This is a genomic window from Collinsella sp. BIOML-A6 (genome assembly GCF_009875845.1).
Taxonomy (GTDB): domain Bacteria; phylum Actinomycetota; class Coriobacteriia; order Coriobacteriales; family Coriobacteriaceae; genus Collinsella; species Collinsella aerofaciens_H.
The window spans coordinates 38958-62973 of record NZ_WWSL01000001.1; the positions used below are offsets into that span (position 1 = coordinate 38958).

Consider the following 24016-nt stretch of genomic DNA (forward strand, 5'->3'; position numbering starts at 1 on the left):
GGGCGCTCGCCCCGTCTGCACATCAGGCGACCCTCGTTTGGGCCCTTTTTATTTGAGCGGTGCCCTACATTAGGCGACTATACCGGTTGCGTTGCCGACGGCAATAATCACGATCATGATGACGCACATAATTCCCAGCGCCTTAAGCCACAGCGTGACAAACCCACGGCCCCGATAACGATCAAGCACGGGAAAGCGGCGCCGAAGCCTGCGGCGGTCGAGCATGCCAAACGAGATGAGCACCACCATGCCATCGACCATAAGAAAAAACTCAAGGGCCAAAAACCACATTGGATAACTGCGGTTGGCTCCCGTGGGCTGGAATACGGCAAAATGGCTTCCGACCAGTAGCAGCAAGGTTGCCGCATAGATCATGCCGTTCCATATACGCCCAATGGGTTCCGGGATCCGTGAAAGCAGGCTCTTGCGGCAAGGGGCCGCCGGCGAGACATCTTGGGGCTGCCGTACGGAAGATATCGTCATTTGCAGAGCGACCTGTGCCATTGAAGGCCCCGTCACACGAATCGAGCTCGCCCCGGGCAAACACAGCCCGTATGCCGCGCGCACAGCGTGCCCCAGCGCTGCGGCACTTGCAAAGCGCTTGGCCGGATCGAGCGCTATCGCCATGCAGATAACATCGGCAAGCGGGGCGGGAACGTCGAGGGCCTCGCATTGCTCGCGCATATTCTGGACCCGGCTTAGGGTCAGTTCTCGTCAGGCAAAAGAACAGCAGCGCGCCAAGCGCGTCAATATCGCTGCGGACGCTCGTCTGCCCAAACCCATACTGCTCGGGCGGCGCATAGGGTCGCGTGCCAAATTTGACAGTGTCGGCATCGGCGCCATCGCGCCAAACGTGCGCGATCCCCAAGTCGATAATCACCAGCGACGAGAAGGTCATGCCAGCATCGGCCGCATACCTCACGCCCGATACGATGATGTTCGAGGGTTTAAGGTCGCAGTGGATTACCAGTACCCCGGCTCCCCCGCGGCTGCAAAACCAGCATGCAGCTCGCCTACCGCTTCACACAAAACGGGATACAGCCCGCGGGCATAATCGGGCGTCGCCCCCAAGCGCCCCACCAACGCCCCGAGTGTCTCGCCTTCGACATATTCCATAACCACGCAAAACTCGTCGCCCATGCGGCGACAATCGACAATCCGAGGCAAGTGCTCATAACGTAGCCCGGCGCGCTGGGCCGCAAACAGGTGCTCATACACCCCGCCAATCTGGGCCGATGCGTTGATACGTTTGCGAACAAAGGGGCCGAGAGACCCGCCACCAGAGCCCTCAAAGTACACGAGCTCGGTCGTCTCGACATCCGAAAACTTGAGCACGCGCTCCACACGATAGCTGTTATCGCGGTCGAGCGACGCCAAATGCTCGACGAGTGAAGCAGTCAGCTCTTCATTGACCTTTTGGAGGCTACAGCCACGGTCGATGCAAAAGATAATGATTGCATCGCGACGGTCTTTGCAGTTAAGGACGCTCACTCCGGCAGCCGTCAGGGTGCGGTTGGTCTCCTTCATCGACAGCGCCATTGCAAAGGCAATCTGCAGCCCCATATTGCGGCTCGGATTGCGCGAACCGGTAAAGATCTGATAGCCAAAGGTCTCGTTGAGGTCGGCCATACGTACCACGCGCGAACGCTCGAGCCCCTTCTCTTGCAGCAACTGCTTTAAGTAATCCGAAAGCGACGGGGCGGCAAAGTCGTGTTCCTTGCAGCCCATGCAGTTATCCAAACGCCAAGCAAACGCACTTTGCTCGACCGTCCGCTGGCAGCGCAACAAGCCACACCCGCATCCACCCGGACTATACACGGCAGTCCGTCAGCGTCGCCCCATCGTCACTCCAACCTCAACATCTTTGAACCCTACAATGCGATAGCCTGCTGGACAGGAACGATCTTATCCAGTTCCGGTTCGATGCGCCTTTTCTCGGCCTCAAGGTCAAACGCCACCTGAGCGCGCAGCCAATAACCATCCGTCAGGCCAAAATAACGGCAAAGACGGAGGTCGGTGTCGGCCGTCACACGACGCCTCCCCAAGATAATCTGCCCAATGCGTTGAGCCGGAATCCCGGTCTCCTTAGCAAGGCGATATTGAGAAATGCCCATGGGGACAAGAAATTCCTCTTTGAGAAGCTCACCAGGAGTCACCGGCGGCAGCAAATCGGACGCAGTCTCATCACTTGTGATAATCGACGATTTCGACATTCCAAGCCATCCCCTGTCTCCACTCAAAACAGACCCGATAGCGCTCATTACGATGCAATTATCGTATCGCCTTACGTTAATAACGTTAAACGTTTCTATAGACTTACATCTCAATTATATTGTACATATGTTCGTGTTTTTTTAGAGCAGGTGTTCTTCGCCAATTAACCAAGCAAAAGCAATCGCTTGTAGGCGTCGAGGCCTTTGAGCAGGATTTCCTCGTCAAAGAGCATGGTATCGGTATGCAGAGCGCTCGTGGCATAGGCGGGACAGCCATCCGAGTCGCTCGGGTTTTCTTGACCCTCCGGCACGCCCGTGCCCAGCAAGAAGAATACGCCCGGCAGATGGCGCTGATAGAACGCGAAATCCTCGGCGATTAGCAGCGGCTCGTCCACAAGTTGCAACTCGGGCAAGGCAGGCGCAATATGAGCGAACAGCTCGGGGTCGTTGTCGACCGGCGGATAGCCCTCGGCAAAGTCGAGATCGTACGTACAGCCTGTTGCGGCGCAGGCCTCGTCCAACACGCGGCGCACGCCCTCGCGCGCACGGTCGAACATACCGTCCGTAAACACGCGCAAGCTGCCCGCGACATGGGCCTCCCCCGCCACCGCGTTGCAAACCGTACCGGCCTGCAGCAGGCCGAACTTACCAATGCAGGGCTCGTCGGCACCCAACTCGTCCATGAGCTCGCGCTCGGAAACCAAGAACTTGGCCGCTGCCAGCGCGGCATCATGCGATTCCTCGACTGGAACGCCGTAGGTCTTGGCGATATGGATGCTCGCGCCATGGATATGAATGTGCGTCTCGCTTGAGCGCGCCAGCAGCGGACCGGGGCAGCTCGCCAACGTACCGGCAGGCAAATCGGGCCATACATGGAAGCCAAAGATGCGATCTGCCCCATAGCGCTCGAACACGCCGCTCTCGCACACTGTCTTGGCGCCACCGGTCGTCTCCTCGGCAGGCTGGAACACAAAGAGCACGTTGCGTTTAATGGCGCCCGGCTGCTCACGAATCGTGCGATCAACGAAGGTTGCCGCCGCAAGTGCCATGGCCATGTGTCCATCGTGTCCGCACGCGTGCATTTTGCCGGGATGGGTCGAGGCAAAACCAGCTCCCGTCGCCTCCGCAATGGGCAGGGCGTCCATGTCGGCGCGAATCGCCGTAGCACGCGCGGCGCCCGTACCGGCATCGAAGAAAGCGCAGACGCAGCTGGGACACGGATGTGTCACCTCGCAGGCGAGCGGCGCCAACACGCCCTCAATATAGGCGATAGTCTGCAGAAGATCGAAGTCGAGCTCCGGGATCCTGTGCAAGTCGCGCCGATAGCGGCGGAGTTCTTGGAGCTCGGTCATAAAGGTTCCTTTCATAGGTGCGCGCCAGTTGCCATCTAATTGTGCCGCAAGATTGCCGCACCCTTATTTCCAGCATATCCCTACATTTTTTAAACGTTATATACGAATACTCTTGTTTGGTAAAGTGCAACGTGGTAGGGTCTTTACCACTTGATAGAGGCGCGGGCACGAAGAGCCGCGGGCGAGTCGGCAGACTTTGACCCCGCGGGGAGGCGAAACCCGCCGAACTGGGTTTTTCGGGCACGAACAGCCTGGTGGGCCTGCGGGAAACACTCGCAGGACTGTCTGCAGCAATGCGGGAGCGCTATCCGGACATTGGGTCCACGCTATACGGATTCGATGCGCCGATGGCGCCGTCTGGATAGCGAGGTTTACGGGACATGGCATTGACCCCCAACGAGGCATATGCGGCCAAACAGCCGTTTGTGGACAAGGAGACGCTCGAGCATATCGTCGAGCAGTTTCCCACGCCGTTTCATCTATACGACGAGGCGGGCATCCGCCGCAACATGCAAGAGGTGCGCGACGCCTTTGCGTGGAACCCAGGCTTTAAGGAATACTTTGCCGTCAAGGCCAATCCCAACCCGGCGCTCATCTCCATTCTCAACGAATACGGCTGCGGCTGCGATTGTTCGAGCTATACCGAGCTCATGATTGCCCGCTCGCTGGGTATCACCGGCCACGACATCATGTTCTCGTCCAACGACACACCGGCGGCGGATTTTGCCCTTGCAGATAAACTGGGCGCCATCGTCAACTTTGACGACATAAGCCATATCGAGTTCTTTGAGCGCGTCGCGGGCCCCATCCCCAAGACGGTAAGCTGTCGTTTTAACCCGGGCGGCCTATTCCAGCTCTCCAACGGCATCATGGATAACCCCGGCGACTCCAAGTACGGTATGACCACCGAGCAGCTCTTCGAGGCCTTCCGCATGCTCAAGGCCAAGGGCGCCGAGAATTTTGGCATCCATGCCTTCCTTGCCAGCAACACCGTCACCAACGACTACTATCCCAAGCTTGCGCGCATCCTCTTTGAGCTTGCCGTGCGCCTGGAGCGCGAGACAGGCGCACATGTCGCCTTTATCAATCTGTCCGGCGGTGTGGGTATCCCCTACCTGCCCGAGCAGCAGGCTAACGACATCAACGCCATCGGCGAGGGCGTACACGTAGCCTACGACGAGATTCTGGTCGCCGCCGGCATGAGCGATGTGGCGATCTACACCGAGATGGGCCGCTTTATGATGGGTCCCTACGGCTGCCTGGTCACTATGGCCATCCACGAAAAGCAGATTTACAAGGACTATATCGGCGTGGACGCAAGCGCCGTCGATCTGATCCGCCCTGCCATGTATGGCGCCTACCACCACATTACGGTGATGGGCCAGCCGGGTGGCTCCGACAAGACCGCAGCACCGGTCACGAACACGTATGACATCACGGGCAACTTGTGCGAGAACAACGATAAGTTCGCCATCGACCGCGAGCTGCCGCAGATCGACATGGGTGATGTGCTCGTGATCCATGATACCGGCGCGCACGGCTACTCCATGGGCTACAACTACAACGGCCGTCTGCGCTCCGCCGAGGTCCTGCTGCGCCCCGACGGCTCGGCAGATCTCATTCGTCGCGCCGAGCGCCCGGGCGACTACTTTGCCACGCTCGACGTGCTGCCGTGCGGCCGCGAGCTGCTGGCAAAATCGCGCGCCGAAAGCGCCCGTCGTCGCGCCCAGGACGAACGCCTGGCCGTCGCCGCCCAATGGAACAAACGCATCCAGATCGCAGAAGCGAAGGAGAAGAATATGGATGTCCGCAACCTCGAGGGCTCGATTGTCGCCCTCGTCACGCCATTTAAAAAGGACGGCAGTGTCGACTTTGACGCACTCGAGCGCCTTATCGATTTCCACCTGCAAAACGGCACCGACGCCATCCTCACCCTGGGCACCACCGGCGAAAGCGCCACGATGACCGATGACGAGGACAACTCCGTTGTCGCCGCCGTGGTCAAGCAGGTTGCAGGCCGCGTCCCCGTCATTGCCGGCTCGGGCTCCAACTCCACGCAGACCATGCTCACCAAGTCGCTCACCTACCAAGGCCTGGGAGCCGACGGCCTGCTGCTCATTACCCCCTACTACAACAAGTCCAATGAAGAGGGTATCTATCGGCACTTTAAGACCGTCGCCGACGCCTTGGACATCCCCTGCATCCTGTACAACATCCCCGGCCGCTGCGGCTGCAGCATCAGCGAGCGCAACGTAGAGCGCTTGGCCGCACACCCCAACATCATGGGTATCAAGGAAGCCTCGGGCAACGTCGCCTACGCGGCCAAGATTGCCCACCTGCTGTCCGACGACTTCCGCATGTACTCGGGCGAGGACGCGCTCACCGTGCCGCTCATGAGCCTGGGCGCCTCGGGCACCATCAGCGTGTGGGCCGACGTTCAGCCGCAGCTCGTGCATGACATGTGCCGTGCCTATCTGGACGGTGACGTGGCACGTGCCCGCGACATCCAAATTGCCGGCCAGCCGCTCATCAACGCCCTCTTTAGCGAGGTCAACCCCATCCCCGTCAAGGAAGCACTCGCACAGATGGGCATGATCGAGGCAAACTACCGCATGCCGCTGTGCCCCATGGCCAACGACACGCGCGCTGCACTTACCGATGCTCTGAAGGGAGCTGGTCTGCTTGATTAAGACCGTCATTATGGGAACGGGCCGCATGGGCTCGCTCATCCGCACTACCGCCGAAGGCATTGTCGACGCCGCCGGTCAGCCCGTTTTTGATATCGTCGCCCAGATCGGTTTTAATCTGTCCGAGCTCGAGAGCGCCCCGGCAGCCGACGCCATCATCGACTTCTCGAACGTTGCGACCTTCGACGCCGTCGTCGCCTATGTCAAGCGTACAGGCGCCGCGTTGGTCTCGGGCACCACGGGCTATACGCCCGAGCAGATGGACCGCCTGCGCGAGCTGGGCCAGAACGCCCGGGTCATGCACTCGGGCAACTACTCCATCGGCATCGCCGCCCTGCGTCATCTGGTAGCCCAGGCCACACGCGAGCTGCCCGGCTTTGACTGCGAGATTGTCGAGACGCACCACAACCAAAAGGTCGACGCCCCCAGCGGCACTGCCAAGTTGTTGCTCGACGCTGTCGTCGAAGCTGAGCCCGAGGCAGGCTACCATCCCGTCTATGGCCGCGAGGGCATGTGCGGAGCGCGCGACCCCAAGGAGATCGGCATGCACTCGCTGCGCGGCGGCACCATCGCTGGCGTGCACGAGGTGAGTTTCTTTGGCCAGGACGAGGAAGTCACGCTCACCCACCGCGCCACGAGCCGTCAGATCTTCGTCAACGGCGCCCTGGCAGCCGCGCAGAAGCTCGTCACCCGCGAACCCGGCTTCTATACGTTCGACCAGGTCATGTTCGCCTAACTAGTTATCAACCGTACCCGCTCAAAGGAGAGACAGCATATGAGTAACGCAGCCGAGATGAATGCGCAGGAGATTATCAACTACATCGCCACCGCGCCCAAAAAGACGCCCGTCAAACTGTACGTGCGCGAGAAGCCGGGCATGAAGGTCCAGTGGGGCAATGCACACGTCTACGGCGGTCGACGTGGCAAGACCGTCTTTGGTGACTGGGATGAGCTTAAGGCCATCCTGGACGCCAACGCCGATTCCATCGATTACTACGACGTTGAAAACGATTGCCGCAACTCCGCCGTGCCCATGCTCGACCTTAAGGGTATCAACGCCCGCATCGAGCCGGGCGCGATCATCCGTGACCGCGTCGAGATTGGCGATCGCGCCGTCATCATGATGGGCGCCATCATCAACATCGGCTCCGTCATTGGCGAAGGCTCCATGATCGACATGGGCGCCGTGCTGGGCGGCCGCGCCACCGTGGGTAAGAACTGCCACATCGGCGCCGGCACCGTACTGGCAGGCGTTGTGGAGCCCGCCAGCGCCACGCCCGTCATCATCGAGGACGATGTCATGATCGGCGCCAACGCCGTGGTCCTGGAGGGCGTGCACGTGGGTAAGGGTGCTGTCGTTGCCGCCGGCGCCGTGTGCGTCGAGGACGTCCCCGCCGGCGCCGTAGTGGCCGGTGTCCCCGCCCGCGTCATCAAGATGCGCGACGAGAAGACCGACAGCAAGACCGGTCTCGAGGAAGGCCTACGCCAGCTCTAATAGTTACGCAGTTTTGACAAACCGCGTAACAGGTCGACGCTACAAACGCCCCTAAACGGCAATCTGACGTTCAATCGTCGGGCATGACCAGAAGGTCAATGTCCTCTTCTTTCACGTCGCCTTGCTCGCCTAGGGGCGTTTTCGCTGACGTATGCTCAACCTGTAGCGCAATGTCCGCAACCAAGCCGAAAACAAAGAAGGCCGAAGCACCATCGGAGCTTCGGCCTTCATCATCTCAGGGCTCCGTCGTATTCAACCATGGCAGGCCGCTTTGACAGGCGCTCTGCGGCCGTCTTATAGACCTCGGAACGGTCGCGCCGCCCTATTGCCACGATCTCGGCAATCTCAACCATTCCGTCCTCCCGGATCCGAAAAACCATTCGGAGTCCCGCATTCCGCCATTTGATCTTTTTGCAGCCGGCAAGCTCGCCGTGAAGCGGCATTCCGATTTCATCAGCACGCGTCTTTAATTTTGCGACTGCAATGCGGACGAGTCTTCGCTGGGATCCATCAAGTTGTTGATATTCCTTCTCGACGTCTCGATTTAAAAAGCCGACGACAAAATGCCCGCTCATTCGAAAAGATCCTCGTCGGGAATGGTGCCCGGGTCTATCGACTCAAGCTCCGCGAGCTCCTCGGCAGTTAAGGCGTCCTCAAACGGAACAAACTCATGCGGACCATGCTTGACTCGATCCGCGGCGATGTGATTTATCTCAAGTTCACGCAGATACTGCAGCGCGCCGTACATTTCCTCATAGGCAGCATAGTCGATAATCACGGTATCGATATCATTATGATCGGCAATGAACTGAGGCGCGCGTTTTGCGCGTTTACGAATGGCAGACAAAGACTTGCTTGCTTCGGTAGCAGAAACAACCTGGTCTTTTGTAAACACCGGTTTTTCCAGAACAAGTGGGGACATTTTGACCTCCAAAAAATAATCTGGATTATATTTCAAATTATACTTCAAAATATAATCCAGACTTTTATTCAAAAGTAAAAAGCCTTATCGATTCTCGATGCTGCCGATGTTTTTGAGCTCGATGGAGATGAGGCCGTTGGGCTCGTTAACGAACTCGATGTACTCGGAGTTCGAACCCATCTCGGCCGGGAAACTGATCTCGATACCCGTATCGGTGCGGATCTTATGATTGCGCACCGCCGCGCGCTCAACCTGCTTGCGCTCCACGGGGACGCGCTCGGGAACCTTCTCCTCGGTCAGCGCCGCACGCACACTCTCCTTGATGACTGGCTCGTCCTCAAAGACCTCATCGACGATATCCCACGGCGGCAGCTCCTCGTCATCCTCAACCTTCTCGGCGACGGCGGCTTTGACCTTGGCGAGCGCCACGGCCGTATTGGCACCGTGCTCCTCGGCGACTTCCTCGACCACGCGCGTCACCGTGTCGATGACCTCCTTGCCCGATACGCCCGTGTCGCACTGCAGCAGGCCGTCGGGAATGAGCATGCGATCCTCGCCGGCGATCTTGCGCTTCTTGTCCACGTAGCCGATCTCCATAGTGCTCGCGCGCACGATGGCATAGCTCGGCACCTTTTGCGAGGGGTTCGGCAGAATGGCGTAGTGGCGCGCGATGTCGTTGCGCACCTCCCCCTCCTCGCGGCCCACTTCGTGCATAAAAGCCTGCTTGGAGCCCAGCAGCATCACGGCAAACCAGCGGGCATCCTCATCGTCGTCAAAATCGGCCACGAGCACGTCGGTGGACTCGGCTTTCTCGGCTTTGGTGAGCTCGGAGGAGATAAACTCCGCAATCTGCTGCGACAGGTCCACGAACTCACGCTCGCCAAAGAAATAGCCCTTGAGCTCGCCGCCAAACGCAGAGTTCTCGGCAAACGTGGCGCGCTTATTGTCGGCCGAGGTACGCGCGCGGCGCAGATGCGTGGTCACGAAGTTGCGCACGGTACGGCTCTCGATATCGAGCTCGCGCTGGCTCATGACGTTGACGGCAGAGTCAAAGTCCAGGATATGCAGAATCGCGTGATTGATTTTCATATACGGCATTCCGTTCTAGATCGATTTCGGCACGAACCAGTATAGCGGTCGAGCCCGCCCCAGGCGCATCGAAGAATGGTGCATCGGGGACAGGTTGCTCTGCACCAATGGCTAGCGCAGGAGTTCGGACTGCCAAGCCTCGAGCTGTTCTGCCAGACTCTTGCCGGCAGCGGGCATGTCGATTTGGGGTCGTTTGGGCAGCAGCGCGCATTTAAGGATTGCCACGATGGTCTGCGAGACAAGGCGTCGCGTATCCTTGTCAAAACCTTGCGCAGCCTGGAGCATCACGGGCAGGCTCTCGCGCAGATTCCCAGCGATATCCGCAAACCGCTCAGCACCCGTAGCCTCAAACACGGAGAACAAGGCATCTACAAAACGCTCGCGCTCGCTAGGCCCCACTGCAAGCAGCATCTCGCGAATGGAGCCATCAACGTATCGAGCACCGGCGGACAGGCGCTCACAGTACACGAAGTCGCGACCATCAACCACCCAGCTAAAGGGATTGTGCTGCAGCAGGCTGAACTCGGTGCTCTCAACGATGGCATAGTCCTCCTGCGTCTCGAACATCATGCCAAAGATCGACGACCGAGGTAGTGTCTTGTCAATTCGACCGGAAAGATCGGCAAAGGCGTCTCCGCTCAGAAACTCCTCGACGAAGCCCGGACCATCATGGGAATACGCCCGTTCGATTCGCTCACGGGCGACATCGGAGCACATCGCCGCACCGTACACCGCAAGGTTTCCACCCTTGGAATGACCTCCGCACAAAAGCGGCCCGTCAATCGCATCCGCCGCCTCGTCTACATAGCGCGCCGCGGATTCCTGAGCCGGCACAGGACACCGGAACGCCATGTTAAAGTCCTCTTTCCAGCCCACGATCGTGCTGTCGGTCCCCCGAAAGGAAAGATAACTAAACCCCGACGGAAACCGGAACGCCATGGCTGCAAACTGCTCTGTCGCCACCATATCGCTCACGGCACGATAGCCGCAAACGTGCACGCCACGGTAGCGAGGGCTTGCCGCCACGGCCTCCAACAAGGCCCTGCTCCCCTCCGGGTCCCACAAGTCGTCAATCATGTCCCGGTAGCACTCGGCACGCAGCAGCTCACGCACGTCTAGGCCCTGCCAGTTCGTCAGCTCCGCCATATCACCCGGCAAACGCAAATAGGACAACCACGCAAAGACCAGGCTATCCACCGCGCAGAACGACCGCTCCTCAAACGAATCAAACGCCGTCTGGGCATAGGTCAAGAAATTAGGCGAATCCGACATGGCCCTCCCATCAACTAGGGTGCATTGGGATGGTGCATTGGGGTCAGGTTACTTTGCACCAAAAAGGCGCCCGGGCCGTATGGACCCGAACGCCTTCATTGTAGCTTTTCGCTCGAGCGAGCTTGATTTAGCAGGAGAAATCGACGCTGTCGATGATGTCCTTGAGGGCCTTGGCGGAGGCGGTGAGCTCATGCTGCTCGTCATCGTTCAGCGGCACGGGGACGCGGCAGACAACGCCGTCGCGGCCAACGACGGTCGGCATGGAGATGGCCAGATCGGACAGGCCATACTCGCCCACCATGAGCGAAGAGACAGGCAAAACGGTCTGCTCGTCACGCATGACGGCAGTGCAGATGCGCTTGACGGCCATGGCGACGCCGTAGTAGGTAGCGTGCTTCTTCTCGATGATGGTGTAGGCGGAGTTCTTGACGTCCTCGGCGATACGCTTCTCGGCGGCTTCGTGCTCCAGGTGGCCGTGAAGCTCGCAGAAGGTGTTCAGCGGAACGCCGGCAACCTGAGCGCTGGACCAAGCGACAAACTCGGAGTCACCGTGCTCACCCATGACATAAGCCTGGACATCGCGCGGGTCAACCTCGACATGAGCACCAAGCATCTGCTGCAGGCGGCCAGTGTCGAGCACGGTGCCGGAACCGATGACGTGGCCCTCGGGCAGGCCGGACATCTTGATGGCGGCGTAGGTCAGAACATCGACCGGGTTGGAGACGATGAGCAGAATGCCGTCGAAGCCGGACTTCTTAATCTCGGGGATAATGGACTTAAAGATTCTGACGTTCTTGTTGACCAGGTCCAGGCGGGTCTCACCGGGTTTCTGGGCAGCGCCAGCGGTGACGACGATCATGGCGGCGTCGGCGACATCGGAATAATCGCCGGCGTAGATCTTCATCGGCTCGGCAAACGTCATGCCGTGCGCGATATCCAAGGCCTCACCCTCGGCGCGGTTCTTGTCCACGTCGATGAGGACCATCTCGGAGAACAGACCACTCTGCATCAGCGCGAACGCCGAAGACGAACCGACAAAACCGCAACCGACAATAGCGACTTTCTTCTCGTTAACCATTAGAAACTCCCATCTCTCTCCACAAACAAGCCGCCCGGGAACGACCCGAGCGGCTTGCCGTAATCCCAATACATCCAATCGGGACTTTGATTATGCTCCTATTCGAGGCCAAAAATCGACCGTTTACCGAAAATGTTTGCAGGATTCGTAAAAGAACTGTACGAAATCGGTTTCGATCTATTGACGAGCCGAAATATCTTTTTAATAGAGACCCGCCTCGCGAATGGCCTCGACAGCCAAAGCAATCTGATCGGGCGGCAGGACCAGCGCCATGCGCACGTGTCCCTCGCCCGAAGGACCAAAGCTCGCGCCCGGCGTCACCACAACGCCGGCCTTCTCCATGAGCTCCTCGCAAAACGCCATAGAATCGGTGCGTCCACCGGGAAGCTTGGCCCACACAAACATAGAACCATGCGCGTTGGGACGCTCCCAGCCCAGGTCCTCAAGACCGTCGCACAGGGCATCGCGGCGATCCTGGTACTTCAGACGCTGTGCCTCGACCTCATCGCGCGGGCCATTAAGGCACGCGATGGCGGCCTTCTGGATCGGGAAGAACATGCCAAAGTCAATCTGACTGCGCAGCTTGGCAAAGGCAGAGACCACGTCCTCGCGGCCGACCAAAAAGCCGATACGCGCACCAGTGACGTTAAACGACTTGGAGAGCGAGAAGAACTCCACGCCCACCTCGAGCGCGCCAGGGTACTGCAAAAAGCTTCCGCCCGGCTCGCCGTCGAACACGATGTCGGAGTATGCGTTGTCATGGACGATGAGCAGGTCGTGCTCGCGGGCGAAAGCGATGATCTCCTCGTAGACCTCGGGCGTGCCCACCGAGCCCACCGGGTTGGCGGGCAGCGACACAATCATGTACTTGGCACGATCGGCCACCTCGGGATCGATGCCCGCCACATAGGGCAGGTAATTGTGCTCGGCAATCAGCGGATAGTACTCGAGCTTGGCATCGGCGATCTTGGCACCCGCCTCAAAGACCGGGTAGCACGGATCGGGAACCAGAATGGTGTCACCCGGATCGAGCAGGGCCAGGCCCAAATGACCCACGCCCTCCTGCGTGCCGTTGCACGACTGCACCATGGACGGCGTAATGCCCGAAACGCCAAAGCGACGCTCATAGTAATCGCACACGGCTTGCTTGAGTTCGGGCAGGTCGCGCAGGGCATACTTCCACATCTCGGGATCTTGGGCTGCTCGCGTGAGTGCCTCGACCACGTGGTCGTACGGCTTAAAGTCGGGCGTGCCCACGCTCATGTTGTAAATGGTCTTGCCCTGAGCCTTCAGCGCGAGGAGCTTGTTGTTGAGCGAAGCGAAAACCTCCGCGCCAAAGCGGTCGAGACGCTGCGATGCCTGCATGGTGCCACCTTTCGATATAAAAAACGCGGCGCTCCGACAAGAGCGCCGCGCGATACGGGCCATCAGATTGCAAAAGTGTAACGCTTGCAAACCCCGCATTGGTTCAATTTAGCCAACCTTAGTCAATTGCATTGAGCGCGTCGATCTGCGCAAGCCATAGACGCGAGCTGGCGTCACTCGGCATACGCCAATCGCCGCGCGGGCTGAGCGTCACCGAGCCCACCTTGGGGCCATCGGGCAAGCAGCTGCGCTTAAACTGCTGAGCAAAGAAGCGACGATAGAACGTACGCAACCACGCGTGGACGGTCTTGGCGCCGTAGACGCCCTCGAAGCTCTTGAGCGCCATGCGGTAGATCTTGCCCGGCTCAAAGCCAAAACGCAGCAGGTAGTAGAGGAAGTAGTCGTGCAGCTCATACGGGCCCACCAAATCCTCGGTCTTCTGCGCAATCTCGCCATCGCCCGTGGGTGGCAGAAGCTCGGGGGACACCGGCGTATCGAGGATGTCGAGCAAGACCTCGGCAATACGCCCGCCAAAGACATCAGCCGCATAACGCACCAGATGACGCACAAGCGTCTTGGGCACGCTCGCGTTGACGGCGTACATGCTCATGTGGTCGCCGTTATAGGTGGCCCAGCCGAGCGCCAGCTCCGACAGGTCGCCCGTGCCGATGACAAAACCGCCAGCCTGGTTGGCCAGGTCCATCAGAATCTGCGTACGCTCGCGCGCCTGGCTGTTCTCGTAGGTCACGTCCTGCACGGTCTGATCGTGCTCAATGTCCCTGAAGTGCTGCTCCACGGCCGCGTGGATCGAAACCTCGCGGAAGCTCACGCCTAGGTCGCGGGCGAGCGACTCGGCATTCGACTTGGTGCGATGCGTCGTGCCAAAACCTGGCATGGAGACCGCCGTGATACCCGTGCGCGGCAGCCCCAGCGCATCGAAGGCACGCACGGTCACAAGCAGTGCCAGCGTGGAGTCCAGGCCACCCGAAAGGCCGATGACCGCAGCCTTGGTGCCCGTGTGGGCAAGGCGGGTCTTGAGGCCGGCGGTCTGCAGGTCGAGGATGGTCTCGCAACGCTCGGCCAGGTCACCATGGTCGGCCGGCACAAAGGGCGCGCGGGGGAAGACGCGGTCGATGTCGCAGGCGTTGCGCAGGACGGGCTCTTTGGCCGGCACGCCCTCAAACGAAAACTCAACGGTCGTGGCCTCCGGCGCATCGTCCGCGCGCGCCCACGTCGTCGAGCGGCGGCGCTCGGCAACCAGGCGGTCAAGATCGACATCGGCCACCGCCATATCGCAGGTAAGCAGTTTAGTGGCGGCGAGCTTGGATCCGTTTTCGTAGATAAGGTTCTCGCCCGCAAAGACCATGTCGGTCGTGGACTCGCCCTCGCTCGCGTCTGCATAGGCATAGGCGCAGTACAGACGCGCGCTCTGGCTAGAGATAAGGCTGCGGCGGTAATCTGCCTTACCGATAATCTCGTCCGAGGCCGACGGGTTGAGGATCACCGTCGCACCGGCAAGCGCCATCTCGGTCGAAGGGGGTGCCGGCACCCACAGATCCTCGCAGACCTCAACGCCCAGCACCAGGTCCTCGGCGCCCTCATCACAGCAGCGGTAGACAAGCCCCGAACCCAGCGGAACCGAACCCTGACCGGCAAACTCGACCCACACAGGATCTGCGGGCGCCGGAGCAAACCAGCGGCGCTCGTAGAACTCGCCATAGTTGGGCAGATACTTCTTGGCCGTGAGGCCCAAAAGCTCGCCCGCGCAGCACACGGCGGCGCAGTTGTAGATGTTTTCTGCCATCGCAACGGGCAAGCCAACGGTAAAGACGATCGGCAACTCACGGGTTCCATCGAGGATGTGCACAAGTGCCGCCTCGCAGGCATGAAGTAATGTGCGGTTATGGAACAGATCGGCCGCGGTATAGCCGCACAAGTTGAGCTCGGGCAGCACCAGAGCACGAACACCGTGCTCGGCAGCCTCGCGAACAGCCGCCAACGTAACCTCGGCATTGCCCTCGACATCGGCAACACGAATCTTGGGCGAGGCCGCCGCCACACGCAAAAAGCCGTCGTTCTTAACTTGACCGTTTTGAAAATCGTTCATGCGAGCTCCAACATATCCGTTTAGCCGCGGTGAGCGGCGGCGATAAAGTCCGCTTCCATTGTACTGTCAAGTTCAATCAGTGCTGATGGGACGGGCTCATGCTTAAAATTGAAAAAGGGAAGCCGGGGTGGCGTTTAGCAGTAGAACGAGATCTCGTCCACAAGGAAAAATGCCTTCCATTTAGAGCAGATCAATTCATGCTGAGCGGCGATAATTTCACAGAGGTCGTCAAGCGTGCTCCGGGGGATTTTCACTTTGTTATTAGCGACAATGCAACCTCCCCTGCGAGTCAGCCAGATTTTGGCCGAGTTATCTGAAGGCGCCCCCTTGCAAACATGGACATGGATTGGCTCGCCCGCTTCGTTGGACCAAAAGAAGACCCTATAGCCGCCAATAAGAAAAAGGCTAGGCAACTTTAGCTCCTCCGTTTGCGGCGTAGCGATACAGCAGATGGGCGTTATTGCTCAGAAAAGTCTCAAATCCTCGCTTCTCCTCGTCGGTGAAATGCCCCTCCCACATGGTCCAATTGTAAGAAGGCAACTCACAACGAGCGGAGTCGAAGCCCTCTGCCGTCGGTCGCTCAAAATGCACGATAACCTTTTCGATATCGCCATCTGTAATCAGGTCAGAATGAATGACCTCGGTACCGTCTTCGAATGTCATATACGGGTACATCACGTAAACCACCTCGCAATCGTAAGTCCAGTTTAGCATCAAGCTATTTCGCCAAAGACAGCAAGCCCCCCTTGATGAGTTGATGGTATCTGTTAAATGTCACGTACGATTCACATCTGGTGGGTACCCTGATGGCTACACGAAACGAAGCAGATTTACACCGGGAGGACCCCGTATGACAACCAAGTACACCGACGCGCCGCGCACGCGCGTCATGACGCCGGCATCGCTCAACAACGGCGTGCACGAGAACCATTCCATCGGACAGACCATGGCCATCGCGCCCAAAAAAGGCCTGTTCGACGACATTTCCATTCCTCAAATCATCGCTGGCGCCGCAGCCGCCGCCACAAGCGTCGCGCTTGCTTCCAAGATTGGTATCGCTGGTTCAGTAATTGGCGCCGCCGTGAGCTCGGTCATCACCGTTGTGTCCTCGCATGTCTACCGCCACTTTATCTCTGCTAGCGCCGAAGCCCTCAAAGGTACGCACGCCGACGACTACCCCGTCGGCGCCTATGAGCCCGTTGAGTTTGATGCCGAGGAGCACCTGGGCGGCGCCGCGACCACGCAGGAGATGCGCCAGATTGCGGGGCGCGCGACCACGGCGCGCGTCGCCCCTAACAGCCTGCGCGCCAAGGCCGCGACAGAGCGCAGCCAGACGCAAAAGAAGGTCATCGTATTCTCGATCGCCATCGCCATCGTCGCGGTCATCGCCTGCACCGGCGCCATCCTTATCACCACCGCCGGTGAGGGTCTGGGCGAGCGTCCCGAGCCAATCCTTTCGTCGCGCACGACCGAGCACGACGTAGATAGCTCCGGCCAATCGCAAAGCCAGCAGAACGACCCGCAGGGCACCTCCGCATCCACCGACTCGTCCTCGAACACCCCCGATCAATCGCAGGGCGTCGATTCCTCTGCGAACAACAGCGACACGCAATCCGGCACGACCGACTCAAGCCAAACAACTGACAGCTCGCAGCCGAGCACGGGCGACCAGACGAGCGGCAATACATCGGGCACGGGATCTACCGACAACAGCAGCACTAACAGCTCGAGCGGAACCGCGTCCGGCACGGCATCTGACGGCTCGAGCCAAGGCACGGCATCGGGCAACTAAGCACGTTTGCCTCTCATAGATAATCGACCTGTATAACGGGCGCGAACCGGCAACGGTCGCGCCCGTTTGCCTTAGGCGCCGAGATGGCACGCCCCGTGCGATGGTAAGATGCTTTGGTGTGTAAAGAGGAGATTTGCCATGAGCAAGACAATAGTTACGCCCGCACTATCGCTGGGCAACCACATCTATCTGTATCGCCTGCTGCGCGACGCGATTGGGTGCGGTAAGCAAACGTTTATGACGCAGGTCGAGGAGGCGCTCGCCGCCGGCGACATGACCGCTAATGACCTGGGCTTTGAGTCCACGCGCGAGCTGCTCGAGGAACTTGATGACTGTATTAAGCTGACCGTCTTTAAAGGCGGCCGCCTGTATGCCACGGTCATCGCCAACGAGACCTGGGATGCCGCCCTTGCCAAGGGCGAGGACAAGCCCAAGGCAGCCAAGGGCGCCAAGCAGTCCTATAAAAAGAAAAAGCGCGGCGAGAAGGACCTCAAGGCTGTGCGTCCCAAGCACGTTAAGCGTCCCGAGCCCGAGCCCGTGGCCGAAGTCGCTCCGGAGCCCGAGCCCGAGACAGAGATCGAAGTCGCTATTGAGGTAACAGCAGAAGCCGAAACCGAGATCGCCGTCACAACCGATCCCGAAGTCATATCAGAGCAGGAAACCACTGCGGAGCTCAACGAGACTCCCAAGTCGACAACCGAAGAAGCCGCTAACCAATCCGAGACGCCTGCGTTCCAAAACAGCGATGTCTTTGGCGACGAGACCGAGAACGATCAGCCCGACGAGCCCGACGATCAGGACGCCACCGAGTCGACACCGGAGCCCGAGACGCCGCAGCCCGCCATCTCGCTTACGGTCGTCTATGACCCCGAGAACGCCAACGCCGGCATCACCACCATGGCATCCACGCCCATCGAGGCAAAGTCATCTGTCGAGGCAGAGGACGCTCCGCAAGCCGATGCCAAAACCGAGACTGAAGACGCAACCGTCTCCGTGGAACCGACAGATTTCGCAGGTAAGCCGGAACCGGTGCCTGAGTCTGCACCCGTCATCGACTCCACATCCGCACCTGTCTATGACCAGATTCCTGTGCCTGCAGCGGCTCCGGCCCCCGCTGCGGCACCGGCCCCCACACCCGCAGCGCCCGCCATCCCCGAGGACTTCCCCGTCGATTTCGCGACCGAGGTCTTCTGCCCCGGCCCGCTTCTGCACCAGCTGTCGACCTATCTCCCCTACGGCGCCGACACGCTCGGCATCGTCGGCGAGTACTACTGGATCGCCCGCGAGCGCGGTACCATCGAGGCCGCGCGAAACCGCGCAAGCTTCCCCCTGCGCTACACGCAGGCCGGCGAGCGCCGCGAGGTTACCCTGCGCATCCGCCGCAACACCACCGGCGGCCTTGGAGCCGCCTGGGTCATCGATAAAGTCGAAAAACCAAACGAATAGCAAGACGCGGCGAACGCCACAAAACGTTCGCCGCGTTTTTTCCAGGTTGAGCATAAGTCAGCGAAAATGTCCCAGAGCGAGCAAGGTGACGCGAAAGAGGAGCGCCGCGTACTTTGGTACGCAAGCGACGATTGAACGTCAGATTGCCGCTCTGGGACATTTGCAGCGTCGAGCAGTTACGCGGTTTGGAAAACCGCGTAACAAATTAGTCGCGCGTCAGCTTGCGGTGAATACGATGCGGCTGGGCTGCGTCCTCGCCCAGGCGCTCGATACGGTTGGCCTGGTAGGCCTCAAAGTTGCCCTCGAACCAATACCAGTTGCCCGGATTCTCGTCGGTGCCCTCCCACGCCAGAATGTGCGTAGCGACGCGGTCCAGGAACATACGGTCGTGGCTAATGACCACCGAGCAGCCCGGGAACTCGAGCAGCGCTGCCTCGAGCGAGGACAGCGTCTCGACGTCGAGGTCGTTCGTGGGTTCGTCGAGGAGCAGCAGGTTGCCGCCCTGCTTGAGCGTAAGCGCCAAGTTCAGACGGTTGCGCTCGCCACCGGAGAGTACGCCGGCGCGCTTCTGCTGGTCCTGGCCCTTAAAGCCAAAGCTCGCCACGTACGCGCGGCTCGGAACCTCGGTCTCGCCGACCATCATGTGGTCCAGGCCGTCCGAGACGACCTCCCATAGGTTCTTATCGGGGTCGATGCCGGAACGGTTCTGGTCGACATAGGAGATCTTGACGGTCTCACCCACCTCGAGCTCGCCCGAAGTCAGCGGCTCCAGGCCCACGATGGTCTTGAAGAGCGTAGTCTTGCCCACGCCGTTGGGGCCGATGACGCCCACGATGCCGTTGCGCGGCAGGGTAAACGAAAGGTCATCGATGAGCACGCGACCGTCGAACTCCTTGTGCAGATGATGGGCCTCAAGCACCTTATTGCCCAGACGCGGGCCCACAGGGATGCGGATGTCGGTCCAGTCGAGCTTCTGGCTTGCGCGGGCCTCGGCCTCCATCTCCTCGTAGCGAGCCAGACGGGCCTTGTTCTTGGCCTGACGGGCCTTGGGCGAGCTGCGCACCCACTCGAGCTCGGCCTCCATGCGCTTGGCGAGCTTGGCGTCGCGGTTACTCTGAGCCTCGATACGCGCGGCCTTGGTCTCCAGATACGTGGAGTAGTTGCCCTTATAGGGATAGAGGTGGCCGCGGTCGACCTCGCAGATCCACTCGGCGACGTTATCCAAGAAGTAGCGATCGTGCGTGACGGCCAGGACGGCGCCCTGGTAGTTATGCAGGAAGTGCTCGAGCCACAGGATCGACTCGGCGTCCAGGTGGTTCGTGGGCTCATCAAGCAACAGCAGGTCGGGAGCCTCGAGCAGCAGCTTGCACAGGGCCACGCGACGGCGCTCGCCGCCAGAGAGAACGTTAACTGGCATGTCGGAATCAGGCAGCTGCAGGGCGTCCATGGCCTGGCCGAGCTTGGAATCGATATCCCAGCCGTCGGCGGCGTCGATCTCGTCCTGGAGCTTGCCCATCTCGGCCATGAGGGCGTCCATGTCACAGTCCGGGTCGCACATCTCCTCGCCGATCTTGTTGAAGCGATCGACCTTGGCGATCATGTCGCCAAACGCCATGCGCACGTTCTCGATGACGGTCTTATCGTCGTCGAGCGGCGGCTCCTGCTGCAGGATGCCCACGGTATAGCCAGGGGTAAGCCTGGCATCGCCGTTGGAGACCTCTTCGATGCCGGCCATAATCTTGAGTAGGGTCGACTTGCCCATACCGTTGGGGCCCACGACGCCGATCTTGGCACCGGGATAGAAGCTCAGGGTCACGTCGTCAAGGATCACCTTGTCGCCATGGGCCTTGCGAGCCTGATACATCTGGTAGATAAACTCTGCCATTTGCCTGTTTTATCCTTTCTACCTGCTGTTTCCCTATTATTGTTTCGCTTTAGTGGAAACGAAATGAGGAAATCAGCTCTGAAACGTAACGAAAAAGGGGGGCATGGTTGCCCACACCCCCTAATACTACCTGGGAAAAGTCCCCCGGAACATACTATGAACTGCGTACGCTAGTTTTCCGCAACCTTAGCGAGCGGTTCGCTGCGATTTACGCCACAAAAGATACGAGTAGACATAGGCAGCTCCGGCCGAACCAAACGCCAGAACCGCAATCACCGCGGCGACGACTTCACTCGAAAGTACGCTACCCGCCACGCCCATCACAATCAAACCAACACCCAGCACCATCAAGCAGGCACCGCCAAAGCGCTGCGTACGGCGCCAGTTCTCGGGATCGGCAAGCGCCCAAGGCGTCTTAATACCGAGCGTATAGTTCTGCTTCACACGCGGCAAGTAGTTGCCTACGCCGATGAGCAGCAAACCGATAGCACCGGTAGTCAGCACGTTGACCGTTCCGACCGCGGACACAACGCCCCACACCGTAAGCTCTCCCAGCCAGCTTATAGCACACATGAATACCGTGAAAGCAATTACGAAACTCTGGTAGAACTTGCCCGAGGTCCGATACGCCTCGCCCTTGGGGTCAATGCGTGGCACCACGTAGAACATCGCGAGCAACACCAGCGGCAACGCGCCGAGCGCCGATGCCATCCAGCTGGGACCCCAACCGTTAACGGCGCCGCTCGCTCCCCAGTGCGTGGGAATCTGCGCCGGCAGGCTCGGCATCACCATAAGGTGCGCTGCGACGTTGGCGACGCACAGAGCGACCAGCGCAATCCACACGCGTGGCGATACCCCCGTGGCGTGAATGCCCTTGTTTTCGTTATTCATCCTTATCTCCTTCGGTGTCTGTAAAGCCCATAAACCAGCCGATCAAGTCCTGCATGACGGTGGTGTTTAAGCTGTATACGATGTTTTGACCATGGCGTTCGTCGGTCACCAACCCGGCGTTTTTGAGCGTCGCCAAATGATGGCTGAGCGACGGCTTGCTAATGTCAAAATGCTCGGCAAGTTCCCCGGCCGTACAATTGCCCTCGCGCAGCAGTTCCAAAATGTGCCGTCGTGTAGGATCGGCCAGCGCCTTAAAACCCTCTCCCGGCATAGAGCCTCCTCTCAGTATTTCGTTCGACGCGCACACTATACTCTATATTTAGATGTTTGTCTAACTATCTAATACAGGAACATCTATAGAACATTCGTTCGTATTTAACTACAATAGAAGTTGAAGCAGATGGGCCAGCTCCCTCTACCCAAGAAGGAGATGGACTATGAGTATTGACGATGTCCTGACGTTGTTATTACTTGTAATCGCGGCCGTGGAGCTCGGCATCCACATTGGAGGTCGAATGAAATAGCCGCCCCCGCGTAATGCGAAGACGGCCACTTCTCACGCCAAAAACGTGTTTCGGAGTTGGCTAACCCGCGGCAACGGGTGCCATCTGCTTCATCTTATGAGAATCCCCGTCTCATTTCAACAAGCCCCAAGGGCTCAAATGGAATCGCGATAATACCTATAATGGCGATAGCTAAAACACGATTTGCTTCCCCATCGGAGGATATCCATGACCGAAACCATAGCCGCTTCACCCATCGAGACGCGCGACACCAAGCTCGAGATCATCATGGGCCGCGAGGCACTCAACAAACTCGCCGCTGCCACGGTGCTGGTACTCGGCTGCGGCGGCGTGGGCTCCAACTGCTGTGAAGCACTTGCCCGCGGCGGCATTGGCCATTTCGTAATTCTGGATAAAGACATCATCGCGCCCAGTAACATTAACCGTCAGGCCATTGCCTTTCATAGCACCATCGGTAAGCGCAAAGTGGACGTTATGGAGGCTATGATCCACGACATCAACCCTGCCGCCACTGTCATCAAACGCACCGAATACCTGTTGAGCGACAACATTGACGGGTTCTTCGCGAGCGTTCTGGAGCAGACGGGTGGCAAGATCGACTACGCCATCGACGCCATCGACACCATCTCCGCCAAGCTCACCGTTGCCAAATATGCTCAGGACCACGACATTCGCCTGGTGAGCTCCATGGGCGGCGGCAACAAGCTGCATCCCGAGTGCCTGCGCTTTGCCGACATTTTCGAAACGGTCCGCGATCCCATGAGCCGCATCATGCGCAAAGAGTGCAAGAAGCGCGGCATCAAAAGTCTTCATGTACTGTTTAGCTGCGAGGAGTCGGTCAAGACCCAGCGCCGTGACCCCTCCAACATCCACGAGCGCACCGAGCTCGGAACCGCCAGCTTTATGCCGCCCATCATGGGTCAGATGATCGCCGGCGAGGTTATCCGCCAGATCAGTGGGCGCGGGTGCGAGCGCGTACGCGCCGACGGCCAGCGCTTGGACTAACAGGGTACGCCACGATGGAGCTGCAGCTGTTTGATGCGCACTGTCATCTCGATTTGATGGCTTACCCGGACGCCGTTGCCGATAAGGCGACGACGCTGGGCCTGAGCCTATTTGACTGCGGCGTCGATCCGCGCGACTTTGCACGCGCCAAGAAGCGCGCTTGCAACCGTTCAAATACCTTTTCCGGCATCGGCCTCCATCCCTGGTGGCTCGCCGACGGGCGATGCGGAACCGCCGAAATCAATCTGCTTTGCGAGGTCGCTGCGCAAGAGCGCTTAATCGGCGAGGTTGGACTCGACTTTTCCGCGCGCTTTGCCGGAAGCGAGCCGCTACAAATACAGGCACTTGACCGGCTCTGCGATACACTCGTGCAGCATCCTCTTACCGGGCGCGTGATATCAATTCACGCCGTTCGTTCGGCAGGAGCCGTACTAGACGTCCTCGAATCGCATGGACTACTCATCCCAAACCCCGACTCCCCCGCTATCATCTTCCACTGGTTTAGCGGCACTTCGAACGAGTTCGTCCACGCGCGCAATGCGGGTTGCTATTTTTCCGTGAACGAGCGGATGCTCGCTACCAAGCGTGGTCGTGAATACGCCCGACAGATTCCACTCGACCATTTACTGCTCGAGACCGATGCGCCAGCCGAAGCAAATACGGAAACCTCAGCGCGACAGCTCGCCGACTCACTCGCGAGAGCTTCCAAAGTCATCACCCAACTTAAAACCCGCGATGCGGGGAGCATCGAGTCGATCATTTTAGACAACTCACGCTCCATTTTTGGCCTTCGCTAACCCCGGTGGGCAGAAAATATCAAATATGAGTACTGTTGCCAAACTAGTCACATTATTTTACGGCAACATAGCGCCCTGATAATATACATCTGTCCA

The 24016-nt window shown here is 59.2% G+C and carries 23 protein-coding genes, 1 pseudogene and 1 riboswitch; of the genes and pseudogenes, 7 read left to right on the forward strand and 17 right to left on the reverse strand.

The window, feature by feature from the left end; translation table 11 throughout:
• Positions 1–69: 69 nt before the first annotated feature.
• The 5 genes and pseudogenes from GT495_RS10775 to GT495_RS00185 form a co-directional block, all read right to left on the reverse strand.
• Positions 70–684: a hypothetical protein gene (locus GT495_RS10775; protein ID WP_240128040.1), complete on the reverse strand. Its 615-nt coding sequence runs from the start codon at positions 682–684 to the stop codon at positions 70–72.
• Positions 685–754: 70 nt separating this feature from the next.
• Positions 755–922: pseudogene (locus GT495_RS11060) on the reverse strand (hypothetical protein); the annotation flags it as partial.
• A gap of 41 nt (positions 923–963) precedes the next feature.
• Positions 964–1728: a hypothetical protein gene (locus GT495_RS10780; RefSeq protein WP_240128041.1), complete on the reverse strand. Its 765-nt coding sequence runs from the start codon at positions 1726–1728 to the stop codon at positions 964–966.
• A gap of 143 nt (positions 1729–1871) precedes the next feature.
• A complete protein-coding gene (locus GT495_RS00180) occupies positions 1872–2213 on the reverse strand; it encodes a HigA family addiction module antitoxin (protein WP_161161176.1) in 342 nt (113 codons plus the stop codon).
• A 164-nt stretch (positions 2214–2377) separates the two neighbouring features.
• Positions 2378–3565: an amidohydrolase gene (locus tag GT495_RS00185; RefSeq protein WP_161161103.1), complete on the reverse strand. Its 1188-nt coding sequence runs from the start codon at positions 3563–3565 to the stop codon at positions 2378–2380.
• Between the two features lie 146 nt (positions 3566–3711).
• A riboswitch (Lysine riboswitch) is annotated at positions 3712–3880 on the forward strand.
• 65 nt (positions 3881–3945) lie between these two features.
• On the opposite strand from GT495_RS00185, the gene dapA reads away from it, so the two are divergent.
• The 3 genes from dapA to dapD are packed head-to-tail and all read left to right on the forward strand — an operon-like array spanning position 3946 to position 7747.
• Positions 3946–6255 (forward strand): 4-hydroxy-tetrahydrodipicolinate synthase, encoded by a 2310-nt coding sequence (gene dapA / locus GT495_RS10785; RefSeq protein WP_161161104.1) that lies wholly within the window; start codon positions 3946–3948, stop codon positions 6253–6255.
• Positions 6248–6988 carry a 4-hydroxy-tetrahydrodipicolinate reductase gene (dapB, locus tag GT495_RS00195; protein ID WP_204986862.1) on the forward strand — a complete coding sequence of 247 codons (741 nt, stop codon included), beginning with the start codon at positions 6248–6250 and terminating at the stop codon, positions 6986–6988. Before dapA ends, dapB begins: the two co-directional genes overlap by 8 nt.
• Before the next feature lie 39 nt (positions 6989–7027).
• Positions 7028–7747: a 2,3,4,5-tetrahydropyridine-2,6-dicarboxylate N-acetyltransferase gene (gene dapD / locus GT495_RS00200; RefSeq protein ID WP_161161105.1), complete on the forward strand. Its 720-nt coding sequence runs from the start codon at positions 7028–7030 to the stop codon at positions 7745–7747.
• A 230-nt stretch (positions 7748–7977) separates the two neighbouring features.
• Here the strand turns inward: dapD and GT495_RS00205 are convergent, their stop codons facing one another.
• The 9 genes from GT495_RS00205 to GT495_RS00245 form a co-directional block, all read right to left on the reverse strand.
• A complete protein-coding gene (locus tag GT495_RS00205; RefSeq protein WP_161161106.1) occupies positions 7978–8322 on the reverse strand; it encodes an addiction module toxin RelE in 345 nt (114 codons plus the stop codon).
• The gene (locus GT495_RS00210; RefSeq protein WP_161161107.1) at positions 8319–8669 is read right to left on the reverse strand and encodes a hypothetical protein; all 351 of its coding nucleotides are present in this window, start codon (positions 8667–8669) and stop codon (positions 8319–8321) included. Before GT495_RS00210 ends, GT495_RS00205 begins: the two co-directional genes overlap by 4 nt.
• Positions 8670–8753: 84 nt before the next feature.
• A complete protein-coding gene (locus GT495_RS00215; RefSeq protein WP_022094136.1) occupies positions 8754–9758 on the reverse strand; it encodes a nucleoid-associated protein in 1005 nt (334 codons plus the stop codon).
• A 111-nt stretch (positions 9759–9869) separates the two neighbouring features.
• Positions 9870–11030, reverse strand: a complete 1161-nt coding sequence (locus tag GT495_RS00220; protein ID WP_161161108.1) for an Mbeg1-like protein — start codon at positions 11028–11030, stop codon at positions 9870–9872.
• A gap of 127 nt (positions 11031–11157) precedes the next feature.
• Complete coding sequence (locus tag GT495_RS00225) at positions 11158–12108, reverse strand: L-lactate dehydrogenase (RefSeq protein ID WP_152076025.1); 951 nt, start codon at positions 12106–12108, stop codon at positions 11158–11160.
• A gap of 201 nt (positions 12109–12309) precedes the next feature.
• Complete coding sequence (locus tag GT495_RS00230) at positions 12310–13473, reverse strand: pyridoxal phosphate-dependent aminotransferase (RefSeq protein ID WP_161161109.1); 1164 nt, start codon at positions 13471–13473, stop codon at positions 12310–12312.
• 118 nt (positions 13474–13591) lie between these two features.
• Complete coding sequence (locus GT495_RS00235) at positions 13592–15580, reverse strand: NAD(+) synthase (protein WP_161161110.1); 1989 nt, start codon at positions 15578–15580, stop codon at positions 13592–13594.
• A 134-nt stretch (positions 15581–15714) separates the two neighbouring features.
• Positions 15715–15993 (reverse strand): DUF4160 domain-containing protein, encoded by a 279-nt coding sequence (locus GT495_RS11065; protein ID WP_161161111.1) that lies wholly within the window; start codon positions 15991–15993, stop codon positions 15715–15717.
• Positions 15986–16255, reverse strand: coding sequence for a hypothetical protein (locus GT495_RS00245; protein WP_161161112.1), 270 nt, complete (start codon positions 16253–16255; stop codon positions 15986–15988). Before GT495_RS00245 ends, GT495_RS11065 begins: the two co-directional genes overlap by 8 nt.
• Before the next feature lie 175 nt (positions 16256–16430).
• On the opposite strand from GT495_RS00245, the gene GT495_RS00250 reads away from it, so the two are divergent.
• Positions 16431–17372 (forward strand): hypothetical protein, encoded by a 942-nt coding sequence (locus GT495_RS00250; RefSeq protein WP_161161113.1) that lies wholly within the window; start codon positions 16431–16433, stop codon positions 17370–17372.
• Positions 17373–17510: 138 nt separating this feature from the next.
• On the forward strand, positions 17511–18818 hold the full coding sequence (locus GT495_RS00255) for a hypothetical protein (protein ID WP_161161114.1): 1308 nt from the start codon (positions 17511–17513) through the stop codon (positions 18816–18818).
• Positions 18819–19023: 205 nt separating this feature from the next.
• On the opposite strand, the gene ettA is transcribed toward GT495_RS00255, so the two are convergent.
• The 3 genes from ettA to GT495_RS00270 all read right to left on the reverse strand — a co-directional run bounded on the left by ettA (position 19024) and on the right by GT495_RS00270 (position 21865).
• Entirely contained in the window at positions 19024–20703 is a 1680-nt protein-coding gene (gene ettA, locus GT495_RS00260; RefSeq protein WP_161161115.1) for an energy-dependent translational throttle protein EttA, read from the reverse strand.
• Between the two features lie 186 nt (positions 20704–20889).
• Complete coding sequence (locus GT495_RS00265; RefSeq protein WP_161161116.1) at positions 20890–21594, reverse strand: SdpI family protein; 705 nt, start codon at positions 21592–21594, stop codon at positions 20890–20892.
• The gene (locus GT495_RS00270) at positions 21587–21865 is read right to left on the reverse strand and encodes an autorepressor SdpR family transcription factor (RefSeq protein WP_156597475.1); all 279 of its coding nucleotides are present in this window, start codon (positions 21863–21865) and stop codon (positions 21587–21589) included. Before GT495_RS00270 ends, GT495_RS00265 begins: the two co-directional genes overlap by 8 nt.
• 460 nt (positions 21866–22325) lie before the next feature.
• On the opposite strand from GT495_RS00270, the gene GT495_RS00275 reads away from it, so the two are divergent.
• Positions 22326–23123: a ThiF family adenylyltransferase gene (locus GT495_RS00275; RefSeq protein WP_161161117.1), complete on the forward strand. Its 798-nt coding sequence runs from the start codon at positions 22326–22328 to the stop codon at positions 23121–23123.
• Between the two features lie 14 nt (positions 23124–23137).
• Positions 23138–23920: a TatD family hydrolase gene (locus GT495_RS00280; protein WP_161161118.1), complete on the forward strand. Its 783-nt coding sequence runs from the start codon at positions 23138–23140 to the stop codon at positions 23918–23920.
• The last annotated feature ends 96 nt before the right edge of the window (positions 23921–24016 follow it).

Bases quoted from the DNA above. Each gene is read 5' to 3' on its own strand.
- GT495_RS10775 (WP_240128040.1), bottom strand. From the start codon at position 684: ATGCGCGAGCAATGCGAGGCCCTCGACGTTCCCGCCCCGCTTGCCGAT.
- GT495_RS10780 (WP_240128041.1), bottom strand. From the start codon at position 1,728: ATGGGCTGCAAGGAACACGACTTTGCCGCCCCGTCGCTTTCGGATTAC.
- GT495_RS00180 (WP_161161176.1), bottom strand. From the start codon at position 2,213: ATGTCGAAATCGTCGATTATCACAAGTGATGAGACTGCGTCCGATTTG.
- GT495_RS00185 (WP_161161103.1), bottom strand. From the start codon at position 3,565: ATGACCGAGCTCCAAGAACTCCGCCGCTATCGGCGCGACTTGCACAGG.
- dapA (WP_161161104.1), top strand. From the start codon at position 3,946: ATGGCATTGACCCCCAACGAGGCATATGCGGCCAAACAGCCGTTTGTG.
- dapD (WP_161161105.1), top strand. From the start codon at position 7,028: ATGAGTAACGCAGCCGAGATGAATGCGCAGGAGATTATCAACTACATC.
- GT495_RS00205 (WP_161161106.1), bottom strand. From the start codon at position 8,322: ATGAGCGGGCATTTTGTCGTCGGCTTTTTAAATCGAGACGTCGAGAAG.
- GT495_RS00210 (WP_161161107.1), bottom strand. From the start codon at position 8,669: ATGTCCCCACTTGTTCTGGAAAAACCGGTGTTTACAAAAGACCAGGTT.
- GT495_RS00215 (WP_022094136.1), bottom strand. From the start codon at position 9,758: ATGAAAATCAATCACGCGATTCTGCATATCCTGGACTTTGACTCTGCC.
- GT495_RS00220 (WP_161161108.1), bottom strand. From the start codon at position 11,030: ATGTCGGATTCGCCTAATTTCTTGACCTATGCCCAGACGGCGTTTGAT.
- GT495_RS00225 (WP_152076025.1), bottom strand. From the start codon at position 12,108: ATGGTTAACGAGAAGAAAGTCGCTATTGTCGGTTGCGGTTTTGTCGGT.
- GT495_RS00230 (WP_161161109.1), bottom strand. From the start codon at position 13,473: ATGCAGGCATCGCAGCGTCTCGACCGCTTTGGCGCGGAGGTTTTCGCT.
- GT495_RS00235 (WP_161161110.1), bottom strand. From the start codon at position 15,580: ATGAACGATTTTCAAAACGGTCAAGTTAAGAACGACGGCTTTTTGCGT.
- GT495_RS00245 (WP_161161112.1), bottom strand. From the start codon at position 16,255: ATGTACCCGTATATGACATTCGAAGACGGTACCGAGGTCATTCATTCT.
- GT495_RS00250 (WP_161161113.1), top strand. From the start codon at position 16,431: ATGACAACCAAGTACACCGACGCGCCGCGCACGCGCGTCATGACGCCG.
- GT495_RS00255 (WP_161161114.1), top strand. From the start codon at position 17,511: ATGAGCAAGACAATAGTTACGCCCGCACTATCGCTGGGCAACCACATC.
- ettA (WP_161161115.1), bottom strand. From the start codon at position 20,703: ATGGCAGAGTTTATCTACCAGATGTATCAGGCTCGCAAGGCCCATGGC.
- GT495_RS00265 (WP_161161116.1), bottom strand. From the start codon at position 21,594: ATGAATAACGAAAACAAGGGCATTCACGCCACGGGGGTATCGCCACGC.
- GT495_RS00270 (WP_156597475.1), bottom strand. From the start codon at position 21,865: ATGCCGGGAGAGGGTTTTAAGGCGCTGGCCGATCCTACACGACGGCAC.
- GT495_RS00275 (WP_161161117.1), top strand. From the start codon at position 22,326: ATGACCGAAACCATAGCCGCTTCACCCATCGAGACGCGCGACACCAAG.
- GT495_RS00280 (WP_161161118.1), top strand. From the start codon at position 23,138: ATGGAGCTGCAGCTGTTTGATGCGCACTGTCATCTCGATTTGATGGCT.